The sequence below is a fragment of the Paenibacillus sp. JNUCC 34 genome (assembly GCF_058269055.1).
Window position 1 is genome coordinate 5720089 of the sequence record NZ_CM177770.1, and the last position, 16510, is coordinate 5736598.

Genomic DNA, 16510 nt, shown 5'->3' on the forward strand with positions numbered 1-16510 from the left:
CAGAATGCCTGAATTTACTGATATTGTTGTAGATTCTACAACAATCCCTTCTTGAAGAGGTAAATAAACGCTCTCCTATTCCTATTGTTGTATTAAATGCAACAATCCGTAATTTGCTGCTGTATTAAGGAATACAGTTGTATTTTTTACAACACTGGTTGAATCCTGTCGATGTATAGGAGTAGTAGCTGCATTCCAAAGTAAGGGAGTTCATTCGAGTTTATAAAAACCTTACAAAAACAAAAACCCGCTCTATGAGCGGGTTTTATGTATGGAGGCGAACCGTAGAGAGATAAATCCACAATTCACCGCCGCATATTGATTCAGTCGTTTGGTGAGGCCGTCTGATAGCTTAGTCTGATAGCTTAATAACCTCTACGCTTCAAACAGTTAAACTTGTTTAAACTCAATCCAATCGATCTGCAAGCCTGGTTTGACGAAATCCAACTTCATCTCATAAAGACCTTCTTCCAATTCGATTTTTACAAGCTTTTGTCTGATCCATCTGCCGTCTGTACCATTCGTTTGAATGGTCATCATCGGTTGATCGTTCAGCGTCACGTTGCAAGCGCTTTGCGCCAGTTCGGATTCCGGAGACATGATGCGCACAATGATCCGGTACTCGCCGGCCTGATCCACTTTCACAAATGTCGATCCGGCTGCGGCAGGTTTCACCTGTGCGTTTTCGGATAAGACTAACGCTTGTTCCGGTGAGAGTGACGGATCGGCTTTGAAAGTATCGACCGCCTCTTCGATCACCTGTTTTCTGGAGAATACCGGCGCGTGCATGAGGAACTTGCAAATATTGATGGCGCTGCGCTGCAGTTCTCCGCGAGTCAGGGTACCATTTTCTAAGGATTCCATGGTATTGTCGTCCCACGCATTGATTTCTGCACCGTAATTCATGACCACCATATAAAGATCGTTTTGTGCGCGGACCATCCAGTTCGTATATTTCCGATCTGCAGGACCTCCATCAACCACGTCGTTCATAATGGCCCACCAGTCCGTCATCACGATGCCTTGAAATCCCCACTCTCCGCGAAGAATGGTGGTGTTCAAATCATAATTGGAAGCCGCCCAGTGTCCATTGATCGGATTGTAGGAGGTCATAATTGAATTCGCTCCGCCCTGCTTCACCGCGATTTCAAAGCCTTTCAGATAAATTTCCCGAAGAGCGCGCTCGGACACGACGGCATCGACTTTGCTGCGATGCTTTTCTTGGTTGTTACAGGCGAAATGCTTCAGGGTAGCATTGGAGCCACCTTTCATAATCCCGCGCGTGCATGCAGCGGCAAACACCCCGGAGATCAGCGGATCTTCTGAGAAATACTCAAAATTGCGTCCATTAAGGGGACTGCGCCGAATGTTCAAGCCAGGTCCAAGTAAAGCGTCAATGTTGTAGCTTAATAATTCCCGGCCTTCCATGACATAAAGTTCTTCGACAAGTTCCGTGTTCCAGGTAGCCGCAAGCAAGGTTCCGATGGCAACCTGCGTTGCTTTTTGCCCGCTGTCCATCCGAATCCCGGACGGTCCGTCCGCCGTACAAGCAATCGGAATTCCGTAGTCGAACAAGCTGTCGCTTACCCCGCCGAAAGCCGAAGCCGTACCCGATGTGACAAGCGGACTGCTCATGCCTTCTCCTCTGACGATCACCGCCAGATCCTGATCGCTGAGCTGGGCAATAAAGGCTTCCATGCTGACTTTTCCATCATACACGTCCCTTAATTTGTAGCCTTGATTGCCGGTTTGCTTCAGGGTTTGCGGCAAATTTTTTTCAATCCGTTCCGCCATGGAAATATTGCGCTTTGGTACCTCTGCGAAGGTCGGTTCATACGAACCGTCTTCTTTGCGGGCGCCCGGCTTCATTCTCGTAAAGCTTTCCGTTGGCGCCATTGCTTCTTGCAGTTGCTCAACGACTTGAAGCGTTTCTACAACATAACCGTCTTGGCCATCCATGCTGATTGGCTCCACATTCTTCACACTAGTTCCCACAAATAAGCGGTACGTCCCAGCTTCCAAGACATAAGCAGAGAGCTGCCCTGTCACACCCGCGTCATCATAGGAAGCCATGGCATGAACAGGGAAGCTTATGGTAAGATGCTGCGATTCATCTGCTTGAAGCTCCCGCGTCTTCCCAAATGCCGCCAAAACCTTAGCAGGCTGACCCAGCTTTCCTTGCGGCGCTTCGTAATAGACCTGCACAACTTCTTTACCCGCATAGGTGGTCCCGATATTTTTTACCGTTAACCTGACTTCAACGTACTGCTCTCCCTCTTTGACGGTTAATTTGGCATCTTCGGGCTTGATTTCGAACTGGGTATAAGACAACCCGTAACCGAATTCAAACTGAACTTGATCTGGTCGAAACGTTTCGAAAAAACGGTAACCCACATAGATGTCTTCCTGATAAACATTAATATGTTCATTGCCATAATTGCGGGTTGATGGATAATCCTCGATCGAAAATGCAATGGTATCGGTTAACTTTCCGCTGGGTGTCACCTCTCCAACCAATACGTCAGCAATCGCATTGCCCCCTTCCATCCCACCTTGCCAAGCGTAAATAACACATGGAATCGGGTGTACATGACCTTCATCGTACATCCAGCTCATATCGATAATATTTGATACATTCAGTACAACAACTGTTTGTTCGAAATATGCAGTCACCTGCTTTAGCATCGCTTTTTCTTCTGACGTTAATTGGTAGCTCCCCGGCTCATTGGCATTATCTTGGTCTTCTCCCGCTGTACGTCCGATCACAACGATTGCCTTGTCGGATTTATTTCTTGCCGCTGACACCAGCTCATCGGTTAAAGGCATTTCCTTCTGATGCCACGGCTCAGCCGCCCAGCCACCTCCGCCATTATCAAATGGATTTTGCTCAATCCACTTTTCATATACAGCTGCTAATTCTTCGTTGATGGTGATGTTCTTTTTATTCCGAAGACCACCCAGCAGATTGGTTGTATGGGATACATGGACACTGCCCCCCGAGCCCGTACCGCTGCGATAATAATTAACCTGAGTTCTGCCAAATACTGAAACGTCTTCGTTTTTTTGAATGGGAAGAACTTGTCCTTCATTTTTTAACAGTACGGCACCTTCTGCGGCTACTTTTCTGCTAAATTCAGCAAAACCTTCTAATGGAACTCCGAGTTTCTGTGTGCTCAATTTATTCCCTCCTGGTTGTCATCTCCATACATATTGATAGGTATGTAGAAAGGTAGCAAACGTCTGATTCCAACAAATAATCTTTCACTAATCGCCTCTTACTTCGTTAATCTCAGGCTCAAGCACAAAGGTGTGAGACATCTACCTAGTATCATAGTAACAAATTCTATAGAAGAATATAGAAACTCCTGCAAGATTATTTTCTTCACTTATTATGCACTTATAAAACCTAAAATCGTCTCTTGACAACGATATCTACCATAATATACTATAAAAGTAGTTTATTGATAACACCGCATATTCATGGATACTTCTGATAGTAGAACTCCCTAAAAGTATTATTTCTGGTGCAGAATCACTGCCTATATTCCAATGTTCCATCACATCCACGCACCTGAATCCAGGCGTGCGTCGGTCTACACTTCATTTCTTCATAATTATCATCCTCAAGGAATCACTACAATCGCCATCTAGGGCATTCTCAGCAACGCAACCAACTCTTCGTACACATAATAAGATAGACTCCCTTAATATTCCGGTACAGGGTAACGGCAAAGACATTATAAGCCCCTGTCTAAGCTAACCTCTCGTAAGACACCAAATAATACACCAAAAAATCAAACACCTCTGTAACTCTTGCCAGCCGCTTCCTTTCACTTTTTTTCGCTGCTCAGATAAGACCGCTCTTAATCCCCAACAGGTTTATACAATTATGAAAATTGTATGTTTGTTACTTATAGTCAACAGACATTTATATAATATGATTTTATTTGTAAATGTAAGTGTTTACATTAATTAGTCATGTCCTCTGTACCACTTTCGCAAGAAAACTAAATGATAAAAGTTGGGGGGATTTTCATGGACGTTAACTTAGTTGTTTCAATTGCTTTAGCTACCCTATTGTTATACTCCTCTATCGCCAAAATTGTGTCTTACCAAGATTTCAAAACGACTATACAACAACTGAAGTTTCCATTGTATTTCACTTGGTTAGTTGTAGCAGCGGAAGGGATTATCGCAGTTCTGCTTGTTTTGGATTTCACTCAGCAGATTGGTCAATTCGCCGCAATGTTGTTATTCCTGTCTTTCTATGTGGTTGCGGGCTTGGCCATTTACAAGAAATTGAATGTAAGTTGTAACTGCTTTGGGAAATCAAGTGAAGAAAAGCTGGGCTGGGGAACAATTTGGAAGGTCACACCGCTCTTGTTGTTAACATTGCTCGGACTTTCGGTTGATCGCTCGCTATCGCTGACTTCAATGAATCTGACAGAAATGATTAGTTGCGTTGGACTTACGGTTGGCATATTGAATATGTACTTCATGTTGAAAAATAGAAAACTACTATTAGAGGGAGGCTCATAAATCCAATGAATCTGTTCAACGTATCCTATGCATTTCTATGGGCGATTATTGCACTGCAATCCTACTTCATTATTCAACTTGGGCGAAAATTACAAGCGGCAAAAAGTACAGCGGATTCTGGGCCCAGTCTTATTGAAGAAGATCACGGAATTCCCAAAAGAGCATTGTTTCCTCAGTTCCAATTTGAAAGCGTTAATAAAGGCTTGATTGACTTAAAACAACTCGACAAACAAAAACATGGATTCTTGATAGCTTTCACAGACGCAAGTTGCAGTTCTTGTAAAGCACTGTATCCGGTTTTAGAGAGGTTCCACCAGCAGAGTCCTCATTATCAATCGCTTATCCTGATGGTTGGTCAACAACCGGAAGTTACAGAGATCATTGATCAGTATGAACTGACGGTTCCCGTTACGTCAATCGATTCTACGACATCGTTCAATACCCACATATTCCCTTTTGTCTATTATTTGTCTCCCAAAGGAGAGGTCATCGCTAAAAGCGTCGTGCAGCGCAGGGAGCAACTAAACGCCTTGCTTGCACAAACCGTCGTCCCAAAGGCCTCGTAAAAACGGAAATAATGTAGTGAAAATTTAACTTTCATAAAATTTTAAACACGGAAAGGAGGTGAAAATAATGGCATGCTCTTATGAAACTTATTGCGACTACTCAGTAGGTTGTTCAAATTCCCCCACTCGTGGAATATTACACATCACATACTGCGATGTTGATGGTAAACCAGTCTATACATCGAGATGCGGTTGCTAAGTATTCTCGGAAAAAATTTAAAATAAAATTTATTTAAAGGTGGTTATACTTATGTCATGTCCTTCAGCAGGTAGCTATTGTTATCAACAGCAATGTTCTCCGAGTACTTATATGGTAAAAGTAACCTATTGGTACGCGGGAACAAATTGCAGATATGAGCAAGAGTCCTCTTGCGGTTGTTGAGCATCTACTAAAGATGCGGTAAATGTTATCTGATAGTAACACACAAAAGAGGAGAGCGATCGATCAGCGCTCTCCTCTTTATTATAAAATAAAGGTGAACTTACATGCAGATAAATAACGCGGATAAAAATAAGGTGGTTTTAAGTGTATTCAGCCGTTTCATGCCGATTATGCTTAAAGTCATTCCTGGTGCGACCATCCTGCTCATCCTGCTTAGAATCATTACTGCTTTACTTCCTGTTGCCCAAATTTACATTGTTAAACAATTGGTTGATTTGGTAACCTTACTATTTACAGAACGGCAGGGGATCCCTTCCGAAGTTTATTCCGTCCTGTCTCTGCAAGCCCTGGTTCTGATCGTTGAACGCTTCTGTAGTTATCTAGATTCTATCGTTGGATTTCGAGCGCAACAAAAACTGAAATTTTATTTTGAACAATTATTAATCAATAAAGCCGCTCAATTACCGTTAAGTTACTTCGACCGCCCCGATTATTATGATCAATTGGAGAGGGCGGCATTTGGTGTAGATATTAAAGGTTTTAACCTGGTTAATTTAATGCTAACCATTGGATCAAATATAATAACTTTAGTAGGACTAGTATCCATCTTGCTGTCTTTCCATTGGATACTGGCGGCCATCGTTCTAATTATGATAATCCCCAATATTTTGGTGAATACTTATTTCGGCAAACAAAAATATAATCAGGCAATGACCCAGACACCGGAACAACGAAAACTTCATTATTTGCTTGGCATCTTACATAGCCGAAGCTCAGCCAAAGAAGCACGAATCTATGATTACGTTCCTTATTTAACCTATAAATGGAGAAGTCTGTTCTGGAAGACCGCGGACGAACAATATGATCTGCGCAAGCGTACCGATAGCAAGATGCTGCTTGTGTATGCTTCCCAAGTCGCACTGGATATCAGCGTGATTATTGTCCTTATTATGTTTGGCTCCAGTGGTGCATTAACGATTGGTCATTATGTCTCGTTAACGCAGGCGCTCCAGCAAATTCAGTCGATCATTTCCGGATTGGGCTATTCAATCGCCGCCATCTACGAAGAAAGCCTGTTTATTAATGAAGTCTTGCACTTTCTCGATTTGGAAGAGGAGAATTCCAAAGATCGAGACCGCAAATTCCCTGAAAAATTAACATCGCAAATTGAGGTCAGAAATCTGTCTTTCACTTATGCGACGCACACCTCTCCTCAGCTAAAAGGGATCAGCTTCACCATCTCACCAGGAGAAAAGATCGCAATTGTGGGTGAAAATGGAGCAGGCAAAAGTACGCTTGTGAAATGCTTGCTGGGGTTGTATTTGCCCGACGAGGGAACGATTCTTTTCGACGGGGTGGACATGCGGACAATCGATCCCAAAGGCATGCGTCAGAATGTCTCTGCGGTGTTTCAGGATTTTGAGAGTTATCAATTGACTGCTCGCGAGAACATCGCCATGGGACACCCCAAAATCGATGATGATGCTTATATCGAAGCCGCAGCCGCTAAAGCCGGCGTGGGAGAATTAATCGGAAAACTGCCTAACGGTTTGGATACGGAACTCGGCGCAATGTTTCATAATGGACATGAGCTGTCCGGCGGACAATGGCAGAAAATAGCGTTAAGCCGCGCTTTCATGCGAGATGCACAAGTCGTTATTCTTGATGAGCCGACAGCAGCGCTTGATCCGCGAGCGGAAGCGGAAATCTATGATAATTTCGCTACTTTATATGAAGGAAAAACTACGATCATGATTTCTCATCGTTTGAGTAGTTGCAGACACGCAGACAAAATCCTCGTGCTGCATAACGGGGAGATTATTGAAGAAGGCAATCATGAGACACTGCTCGCTGCGCAAGGCGCGTATGCCGAAATGTTCCATACGCAAGCCAAACGTTATGCGTCATAACCGTTATCCGGCAAATTCCCAATCCTTCGGATACAGCTGATTCATGTTATACATCTTGTCCGGTGAGTTGCAATGAATTCGGCTAAAATCACAGAAAATGAAGCTTCCATCTCCACGTAGCCCATGGTTTTGGAAGCTTCTTTGTTTGCCTGCTACTAAGTACACGCGTCCTACAACCTCATGCGGTTGTGGATGTACATGGTGGAGACGAACAACTAAATATTCACAGAAGCTTTACCCATGCTCTTCTAGCCATGCAACCCTCCCGTTAAGCGGGGGCTATGACGATAGGGTCCTACCGGGATTTGGATTAAGCTAGTTAAACCTTGCGAAGTCATCTTGTAGATCTCATCACATAATCGGGCATCAAATCCGAGGAGCGGATGTCCCCCTAATCCGATAGCTGAAGCTGCTAACAGCAAACGCTGTACGAGCATCCCTGCTTCCATCTGTTGGATGCGGTATCCCCTATACCCCATCGCTGTTGCAAGATGATCCTTGTTCCCTGCTATATGAAAGCATAGCGGTACTTGGAACAGGTTCACATTATCAGAAGGCATTCCTTGCTGCAGCTGGAGCCGATGATCCCCATGACATATCAATCGTAACGCATGAGCAGCGCTGTCGTAATGGTAAGCACCTGCCGGAATACCTTCAACGTTATACAAACAAACGTACAGGGAGATGCGAGAAACGGGGTTCTCATGGTCTTCATCCAAATCGTTCCAATACCTGAAGGAAGCCGTTGCCTCCCGCAGCAGTAAGGCCAGCTGCTCTTGGCTTACCTTACTCATCATAAAATCACTGTCCGGCGAATACCGTCTTCGGCTTACTAATGCCAAATCATATAACAACTGATTCACGTGGGGAAGAGCCACCGCTTGACCCTCGCAGTGATCGATTTTCTCTTCCCCCATTCGCGGTATCGATCGAAGCGATTCCAATAGGGATGCTTCGTTCATTTTGATTAACATCGGAAATTCCATGACCTTCCGGGACCGGATGTAATGATCATGCTGAACCTCTGGCAACTCCCGGCATAATTTAGTGGCAGAGATCCCCCCCTCTCCCTCATTCCTATTGGCAAACCCAGGTATCCTAGGCCCCACCGACAGCGGAATCACCGCATACACGCTTTCCTCTTGTTCGGATACCCCAAGAAGATGATTTACCGCTCGATCAAGAAACTGGAAATACACCCCCGATTCAAAACCAAACCGTTTAGCCACTTCCAAGAGCTGCCCGATCAGCGCACCCGCATCCAGTCCTTGCAGACGGTAAGAAAAGTTATTGTATTTAAAAAAGTTTTTCCAAAACATGCTCGATACAAAAACAGCACCAAAGCAAGCGGACATGTCATAGCGATTACCAAGAGCCCGAGCTAAATATGAATCGAAGTCGCCTTCGCGCAGCAACACCAAACGATGATGCGCCACATCATAATGATATACCCCCGCAGGCAAATCCTCTATTTTCAAATACACATATAATTCATTCGGATATAACGCTCCCCCGGAGGGAGCAAAACGCCGGTACATTTGCAGCAGGCCCATTGTCTGCACCATGGAATTCGAGGCAAGGACGGACTGGGACAATTGAGTGAGCCCAAATACGTACCAGAGAAAATGACCCATTCGACAAAGGTCGGGCTTTACGGGCGTTTCACCCCCTTCGAGCGTCAGCGGTACTTCCGGACATAACGGAACTACAGGCAAACCGCGATAGAGCTTATATGCAAGCGGTCCGTCTTCCCAATCCACCACCAAGTCCGGCGGTTTGGTCTTATCAATGTCATAATGCAGATTGTGCAGAAACGCTTCCAGACTCATCCTTGTCCCTCCTTATATGAACGAGGGTGGTCAACCACGCCACGTTTTTATACCTATGGAAATGGATGCGGATATGGATTAAGGTCTTCTAGCTCAAGTGGCTCCTTCACGTACCCAAGTTCCGCAGGTACCCGGAGCACCCGCTCCAACCCTGCCAGGCGGGTAAATTGATGTCCGAATGTCATCGGCAGCATCCCCGGGATCAGCACTTTCACGCAATGCAGTCCATTTCGTTTGATTTCCGGCGCTGTCACATCCACCACGATTACGTCAAGATTTAGTCGATGGAATGCATTAAGAATGTCCTTCAGATCATCCGTTAAATCGGCATGCCTTCTCCCCCGCTTGAATTCCTCTTCAAACGTTCGCAACGGGCGATTGTCATCCAGCAGAAATTGCAGACGCTCCTCCGCTTCCGGCAATCCGTAAAGCAGTGAATGATCCTCCATCTGCTGCACCAGGGATGAATCATGGAACATTCGAACATACGTCTCCCGGTTTGCATCCAATTTCTCGTCAAGCGACTGCACCATGGCGGCTAACTCATGAACTGCACTTTTTACGGCCCGTACCGGATCCGGATGAGCTCCGGCCGCACAGATGAGATTCACTCCTGTTTGTTTCCTGTTTTTTGCCACTCCCCAAACGCTTGGAATTCCATTCTCCATCGTCGAGTTAAAGAAATGTACATCAAACCCCGCAACAGCATGCAAACGATCGATCATCAATCGCAATTCTTGGTCATTAGCGGAATCAAGGTCAAGGCGCGGGAGAGGCAGCTGTGCATACCAAGTCATCAGAAACGAATCTCGTTCCACCACTTCCAAAATGCCATAAAAAATAGCCTCCTCCAAGCTTCCGCCTAACGCGCATCCGTTGGAAGTTTCAAATACAAAGCTGTGCCCACAGCCCATGCTGTAATAAGCGAGCTGCTCGGGAACTAGAATCGAACGCTCTTGCAAAAACGAATAACCCCATACCCAATGGATTGGGTCATCAGGATTAAACGTTATGAACGGAGCCCCCGGCTGAGCATACTGCTCCTTCGTGTGCACCCCTACTTTGACGGGATCGAGCGCTTGATCTTTCAGATCATGGAAGCTGCCATGGACTACTGTCCGTTTGCTTCGCGGAGCCAGACCGCAGTACCGCTCCAATCCCTCCAATATGGCGGTCAACTCGCTCACCGCATAAGAATGAGTCCGACCTGCCGTTCCCACGTCCTCTGCGAACAACGGCAGATTCACACTCACATCGGCAAATGGCGACTTAAAGTCAACCATTTTCCCATTCAAAAAACCGGTCCGGTAATCCAGATAGTCTTTGGTCAGAACTTTACTCAGCTCATCCATCGGGCGGCAGCGGTAACTGTCTGTGCTGATCTTCGGACTTGGTTGCAGCCAAATATGGGCTGCTTTCGATGAATCATCAGGCAATTGACTACAAACCGGACACAGCGGGTCAGGGAGAATGAGGTGAAATGTGCTCTCCAGCGTTTTCAGGTTGATCAAAAACACTTTCCCCACCGATTGAACCGTTTTGCCTTGTAACACCCTCCGTGCCTCCACTACCAGCAAGTGAGCTACCTGCAAAAGTCCTGTACGTGACCCCCAGGCATCACTCGGCATTCCCCCGTGTGTCACCAGCCTTTGCTGCAGCTCCCGCATCTCCTTGCGTTCACGTCCCGCCATGAGTCGCCGCGTGTCTGCACACTGGGAGCACCCTTGTGTACCCGGGCGAACCAGCGGTCCGATCACGCCCTCACCAAATGAAACGAAGCCGCGAAGCCAAGGGATGTCGGTTGGCTGCAGCACCTCTTCTGCCTTTTGATGAACGTAAGGATGCCAAGCATCATGCAGCACCAGAACCAAATCCACCACTTCCGGTACTCCTGCCTCGAAATCGATCTGACGAACGACCTCAAATTGGGTTGACAGTTCTCCGCTCACGCAATCCGCCAATACCCCTTCTCCAACAATCACAATGCTTGCGCTCACCGGGATCCCTCCTCTCGCAGCACCACGCCAAACACCCCTGCCATTTCCTCCTTCAAAAACGGTTCTACTGCCAGATCGAGGACCAAGAGCCTCTTACTGTTCTGATTCAAAACTTGCATAGCGGACTGTAGAACCTCCGGTTGTGGCGTTACTTCACATGCAGGGATCTCGAGCCTTAGTGACCCCAGTTCTTCCAGACGCACGGACGAAAACTCCAATGCTTGCGATTTGGGGCAATCCGATTGGTTTTGTGCTGCTAGCAGAGCCTGTTGTAATGCCTTCCGCAAAGCCATTGTCACATTTAAGCCTACATTGTCATACCAACCATCCCTTGTACCGACCCACACCACAGGAAATCCGGATACTTCCTCTCCCAAGGCGATCATCGGTGCTCCCTTCATCGTCGTTAATGCCTGCAAATAAAAAAGGCAGTGTTCATCTTCTACCGCACCTAACTGTACCCGAGAGACTACAGGCAATCGGCACGCCTGCTGCTTGTTCAGTACTTCCTCCAAACATCTTTGCAGCCCTCGGCCAATGCCTTCCGCAACCGTTTCTCCTGCTCCGACGCCAATAAATTCCTGCGTTTCTATCCTGCTGCCCTCTACTCCCTGATCGGAGGAAAGCGCCGAAACGAGCAGGCCAGACATTCGCGACACATATGCTTCAATCCCGGCCAGCCCCGCTTCCCGCCGCGCTCCCTCATGAGTCAGATTGGCACAGATCACGTTCGGCAGCAGCCCAACCGGTCCTTCCGATAGCGGATCGATTGCCTGAACGCGACACTGAGAGAGCGGTAGCTGATTTAAATCTCCCTCCTCCCAAACATGAAAAATCCCTGATTCCGCCGATGTCAGCCGGCTGAAGTAAGGAAGTAATCCGTTCTCACTTTTATTGGATTCCCGTTCAAGCTGAAGATCGAAATCATGGATCCATTCAGGTGCACTAAGTCCGGTAACAAGCGGATGGGGCAGGAACGAATGCCACTTTCCTTCCAAAGTCTCCAGATTTAACAGAAAAAATCGATTATTCTGTTCCGAATCGTCCGCTCCCGTCATCTTTTTAAATAATTCAAACACGATCACATTGGCCAACATCGCTCCCGCTGTAGAAGAAAAGGTGTGTAATTGCGGATCTTTAGAAATTGCGGATTGGTGTATGCGACGCCATGCTGACTCCCAGCATCCCTCGACGTCCGGATGTACTAGCGGTCCCGCCAGACCCACCTGCTGCAAACATACGGCAGAAAAAAACATCTTCTTCTCTTCCTTACAAGCCGCATGAAGAGCTCGGAGTTCCCGGGCATCGTCCTCCCGTGACACAAACAAAATCGAATCAAACGGCCTCACAGCCTCCCGCCAACAACTTCCCCCCTCCTTCTGCAAGGCAACCTCCTCTATCGCCACCTCGGAGTCCGTTTTACGGGCATGTGCCGCCAATTCTGACATCCGTTGCCGATCCGTCAAATCTGAGCCCGAAACCAGTACATTAAACTTGGGCAATCCGGATTCAAGCAACGCAGAAATCGCCGAGATCAAAAATGGACCTGAACCGACCACCAATACTTTGGCCTGACGATAGGACTGAAACCGATACGCACCCGAATCACCGAAATGATCCAAAAATTCAATTTGAGAAGCATACTTTTTGAGAACCTCTTCCGGCAATTGATGTGGAGTATCTTGGCTCACATCCCGGGCAAAGCCGTTACGATACAAAACTTCTGCTATTTCATATACCTGGTTCCGGTGTTGGTCTGGTAATCCGTCTGTCAGATCCCCCAAACGATGCTCCCCATTGAATATCGGTATCAGCATTTCAATCCACTGATCGATCGCCTCACCTTCCATGCGGAACGAGCTTACATTGTTTCGAAAATACACACCGCTCAAATCAGGGAGAAAAAATGTGTCCCTTTTCACCTTTAATCGCATCAAAGGGTTCAAATTTGTCATTCTATTCCTCCTCCGTAAGCTTCTCAATCTGCCCCAACACTTCACAATTAATCATATGTACAGCTATTTGTCCCTCATGACTTTAACGTTTGAACTTCTGTCCTTTTGTTGCCAACGTAAAACACCCCCTAAATTAGATTAGATTAACCTAGAGGTTTTTCTAAAATCTATTTTAGGGGGGCATTTAGGGAGCTTTCTTTTCTCATTAAGTAGCCACTATTTCCGTTGAAAAATTAGCAATAATGGGCACACACATTGCCTTATCGGCAAAAATGACCTTATCGTCCTCCACGGTGACAGTTGTGGCAGTTTTGACAGTTGTGGCAGTTGTGGCAGTTGTGGCAGTTGTGGCAGTTGTGACAGTTGAAGCAATTGAAACAACTAGAGCACCTGAAGCAATTGAAACAGTTGAAGAAGCATAATCGGGCCGTTTGGTCGCTTTGAGCGTTCCAAGGAGTCATCTCACTCGCCTTAAATTTGGAAACATTCAATTTCGTTAAATCATTTTGGAAATCATTCATACTCTTACCTCCATTTTTAAAAAACCGTTTTACTTGCAACATAACGCCAATTCTAATACCCATGACAACATATGTATGGAGCTCCGCTCTTGTTACTGATCAAAATGCCTATATTCGATTTTTCTTCGAAAATTTAAGTTGGAAATTTGTTCTCCGTGTTAGCTGAAATTAAAAAAGAGCTTTTCCGACTGAACAGAGTCATACGGTGAAATACAAAAAGGAGCCTGCCACCATTACAGTGGCAAAGCTCCTTTTGCATTGTTGTGATGAACACCCAACTAAGCTTTCTCCTTTATTGAGACCTTGCATCAAAGTAAATTCACTGCGCAAATAAGTCTTTAAATCCGATAGCTTAATTCTGTTATCAACGCAAAAACACCTCCAGGAGCTGTCCGCATATCTAACACGATACGGAGGCATTCTCTTGGAGGTGTTCCAAATGAGACTTATATTATGAGATCTGGTTCAGAGCGTCAAAGTCCATGCAATAGCTTCTTGCTTATTTTCGTTCGAATTCCGCAATCATTTCTTTGATCACATCATCCGGTGAACGATCTACCAGCCAGGTTTGTCCATACATTTGGATGATTTTAATAGCCGGGAAATCGCCCCAAAAGCTGACGAACACATCGTCTAGGTTTACTTGCTCATTGACATGCTTGTTCATTTCCGCAAGGTAGCTCTCGAAGATTGCCTTTGCCTTCGGTGTGCTAATCCAGTCGTTGATCAGGCTGAACTTGTGGAAGGAGACAGGCTCCTCACCGAAGTCGCAATAGACGCGCTCACGCAGGCGGATGTCTCGAGAAGAACTGCCGACCGCAATTTGGAAGTATCCGGTCTCAGCAACCCATTTGTTGTATTTTGTGTTGTAGTACGCAAAATCCCGTTCCTCGAGCGCGAAAGTGACCTGCTGCTTCTCGCCTGGTGCGAGGGTAATCTTCGCAAATGCCTTGAGCTCCTTCTCCGGACGGTTCCATTTGCATTCTTCATCGTGGACATAGAGCTGTACAGCCTCTTTACCGGACAACGTCCCGGTATTCTCTACAGTGAAGGTTACATTCACATTTCCGTCTTGCTGGACAGCCTTCAAGTCGGAATAAGCAAATGTCGTATACGACAACCCATGTCCGAACGGGAATTGAGGTGCCATCTCTTTACGGTCATAGTAACGGTAACCGATAAAGAGTCCTTCACGATAGTAGAGCTTGCCGTTCTCACCGCGAATCCGCTTATGCGACGGGTTGTCGGATAGCTTGACAGGAAAGGTCTCCGACAATTTACCGGACGGATTGACGCGTCCGAACAGAATTTCGGCAATCGCCCGGCCGCTGCCTTGCCCTGTAAGCCAGGAATGAAGTACACCTGGTACATACTGAATCCAGGAATGCATAGCAAGGGCAGATCCGCTGCTGGTTACGACGATGCAGTGCGGTTGAGCCTCTGTCACCGCTTTGATTAGCTTCTGCTGATGCAGAGGCAGCTCGATCGTCTCCAAATCATGCATTTCCGATTCAACGTACTCCGGTTGACCGACGAACAGCACTGCCACATCTGCGGATGCCGCAAGCGCTACGCTCTCCTCAATCATTTGCTCATCGATACGGTCATCCTTCGGATAGCCATCGGCATAGACCATGTCCACCTTATCGCCGACGATATTCTTCATTTCATCCCATGGAATATCTACACGAGTCGGCGTAACCTTCGCACTGCCGGCTCCCTGGATTCTCGGCTGCTTCGCGAATTTCCCTATCACAGCCATTTTGGAAATCTTCTCAGAATCAAGTGGCAGAATGCGATTGTCATTCTTGAGCAATACGATACTCTCCGCTGCAGCCCGGCGCGCCAGTTCATGATAATCAATGGTCGATTCTACAGCCTCTACATTCGGTTCCGTGGTCTTACGGATAAGCTCCAGAATGCGGCCAGCAGATTTATCAACGATGGCTTCATCCAGTTTGCCTTCCTGAATCGCCTTAAGAATCGCTTTCGTGTTGTAGTAAGCAGGACCAGGCATTTCAAGATCAAGCCCCGCAGCCAATCCTCGAATCCGATCATTAACCGCTGTCCAGTCGGAGATCACTACCCCGTCATAACCCCATTCTTCACGCAAAATATCGTTTAACAAATGCTCGTTCTCACTCGTATAGGAACCGTTGAGCAGGTTGTAGGAGCACATGATGGTCCACGGGTTCGCTTTTTTCACAATGCGCTCGAAGGCACTCAGATAAATTTCACGCAATGTCCGTTCATCGACCTCGGAGCTTGTTACAAGCTTCTCTATTTCTTGATTGTTACAAGCAAAGTGCTTCACAGATGCGCCGACGCCTTGGCTTTGCAATCCATTGACGAATGCCGCTCCAAGTTCTCCCGACAGGCACGGATCCTCTGAATAATATTCAAAATTGCGGCCGCCGAGCGGGGTACGCTTCATATTGATCCCTGGCCCTAAGAGCAGATCAACTTCCATTTCGCGTCCTTCGATGCCCAGAGCAACACCGAGTTCATGCAGCAAATCCGTGTTCCAGGACGAGCCGATCGCCGAACCTGTAGGATAGCAGGTTGCAGGGATATTCTCGCCTGTAATGCCCATTTCTTCGTTGCTGTTCGTCTTGCGGATTCCGTTCGTTCCATCATACATTTGAAGGGCTGGAATCCCGTGATGTTCGAAGCCTTTGGTCATCCACATATTTAGTCCGGCGCATATTGCCGCCTTTTCTTCCAAAGTCATAGCTGCGAGCAATTCTTTTGTTGGTTTCATGGTGTACTCTCTCCTATCCTTATTAGAGGTAGTTCAAAAAGTCTGCTTTT

General features: G+C 46.6%; 9 protein-coding genes. 3 read left to right on the plus strand and 6 right to left on the minus strand.

Annotated features, from left to right (window positions below; translation table 11 throughout):
* Positions 1-390: 390 nt before the first annotated feature.
* Positions 391-3177, minus strand: coding sequence for a glycoside hydrolase family 3 C-terminal domain-containing protein (locus AC2TF5_RS26385; RefSeq protein WP_491300037.1), 2787 nt, complete (start codon positions 3175-3177; stop codon positions 391-393).
* Between the two features lie 858 nt (positions 3178-4035).
* Between AC2TF5_RS26385 and AC2TF5_RS26390 the strand changes: the two genes are divergently transcribed.
* The 3 genes from AC2TF5_RS26390 to AC2TF5_RS26400 all read left to right on the plus strand — a co-directional run bounded on the left by AC2TF5_RS26390 (position 4036) and on the right by AC2TF5_RS26400 (position 7397).
* On the plus strand, positions 4036-4539 hold the full coding sequence (locus AC2TF5_RS26390) for a MauE/DoxX family redox-associated membrane protein (RefSeq protein ID WP_491300038.1): 504 nt from the start codon (positions 4036-4038) through the stop codon (positions 4537-4539).
* Between the two features lie 5 nt (positions 4540-4544).
* Positions 4545-5105, plus strand: a complete 561-nt coding sequence (locus AC2TF5_RS26395) for a TlpA family protein disulfide reductase (protein WP_491300039.1) — start codon at positions 4545-4547, stop codon at positions 5103-5105.
* A gap of 486 nt (positions 5106-5591) precedes the next feature.
* Positions 5592-7397: an ABC transporter ATP-binding protein gene (locus AC2TF5_RS26400; RefSeq protein WP_491300040.1), complete on the plus strand. Its 1806-nt coding sequence runs from the start codon at positions 5592-5594 to the stop codon at positions 7395-7397.
* 248 nt (positions 7398-7645) lie between these two features.
* Here the strand turns inward: AC2TF5_RS26400 and AC2TF5_RS26405 are convergent, their stop codons facing one another.
* From AC2TF5_RS26405 to AC2TF5_RS26425, 5 genes are all read right to left on the minus strand, one after another.
* The gene (locus AC2TF5_RS26405) at positions 7646-9226 is read right to left on the minus strand and encodes a SagB family peptide dehydrogenase (protein WP_491300041.1); all 1581 of its coding nucleotides are present in this window, start codon (positions 9224-9226) and stop codon (positions 7646-7648) included.
* Between the two features lie 53 nt (positions 9227-9279).
* The gene (locus tag AC2TF5_RS26410; RefSeq protein ID WP_491300042.1) at positions 9280-11223 is read right to left on the minus strand and encodes a TOMM precursor leader peptide-binding protein; all 1944 of its coding nucleotides are present in this window, start codon (positions 11221-11223) and stop codon (positions 9280-9282) included.
* The gene (locus AC2TF5_RS26415; protein ID WP_491300043.1) at positions 11220-13178 is read right to left on the minus strand and encodes a putative thiazole-containing bacteriocin maturation protein; all 1959 of its coding nucleotides are present in this window, start codon (positions 13176-13178) and stop codon (positions 11220-11222) included. Before AC2TF5_RS26415 ends, AC2TF5_RS26410 begins: the two co-directional genes overlap by 4 nt.
* A 278-nt stretch (positions 13179-13456) precedes the next feature.
* Positions 13457-13762: a hypothetical protein gene (locus AC2TF5_RS26420; RefSeq protein ID WP_491300044.1), complete on the minus strand. Its 306-nt coding sequence runs from the start codon at positions 13760-13762 to the stop codon at positions 13457-13459.
* 436 nt (positions 13763-14198) lie between these two features.
* Entirely contained in the window at positions 14199-16460 is a 2262-nt protein-coding gene (locus AC2TF5_RS26425) for a beta-glucosidase family protein (protein WP_491300045.1), read from the minus strand.
* Positions 16461-16510 lie beyond the last annotated feature (50 nt).

Excerpts from the sequence above, each read along its gene's own strand:
- AC2TF5_RS26390 (WP_491300038.1), top strand. The coding sequence starts at position 4,036 with ATGGACGTTAACTTAGTTGTTTCAATTGCTTTAGCTACCCTATTGTTA.
- AC2TF5_RS26395 (WP_491300039.1), top strand. The coding sequence starts at position 4,545 with ATGAATCTGTTCAACGTATCCTATGCATTTCTATGGGCGATTATTGCA.
- AC2TF5_RS26400 (WP_491300040.1), top strand. The coding sequence starts at position 5,592 with ATGCAGATAAATAACGCGGATAAAAATAAGGTGGTTTTAAGTGTATTC.
- AC2TF5_RS26405 (WP_491300041.1), bottom strand. The coding sequence starts at position 9,226 with ATGAGTCTGGAAGCGTTTCTGCACAATCTGCATTATGACATTGATAAG.
- AC2TF5_RS26415 (WP_491300043.1), bottom strand. The coding sequence starts at position 13,178 with ATGACAAATTTGAACCCTTTGATGCGATTAAAGGTGAAAAGGGACACA.
- AC2TF5_RS26420 (WP_491300044.1), bottom strand. The coding sequence starts at position 13,762 with ATGGGTATTAGAATTGGCGTTATGTTGCAAGTAAAACGGTTTTTTAAA.
- AC2TF5_RS26425 (WP_491300045.1), bottom strand. The coding sequence starts at position 16,460 with ATGAAACCAACAAAAGAATTGCTCGCAGCTATGACTTTGGAAGAAAAG.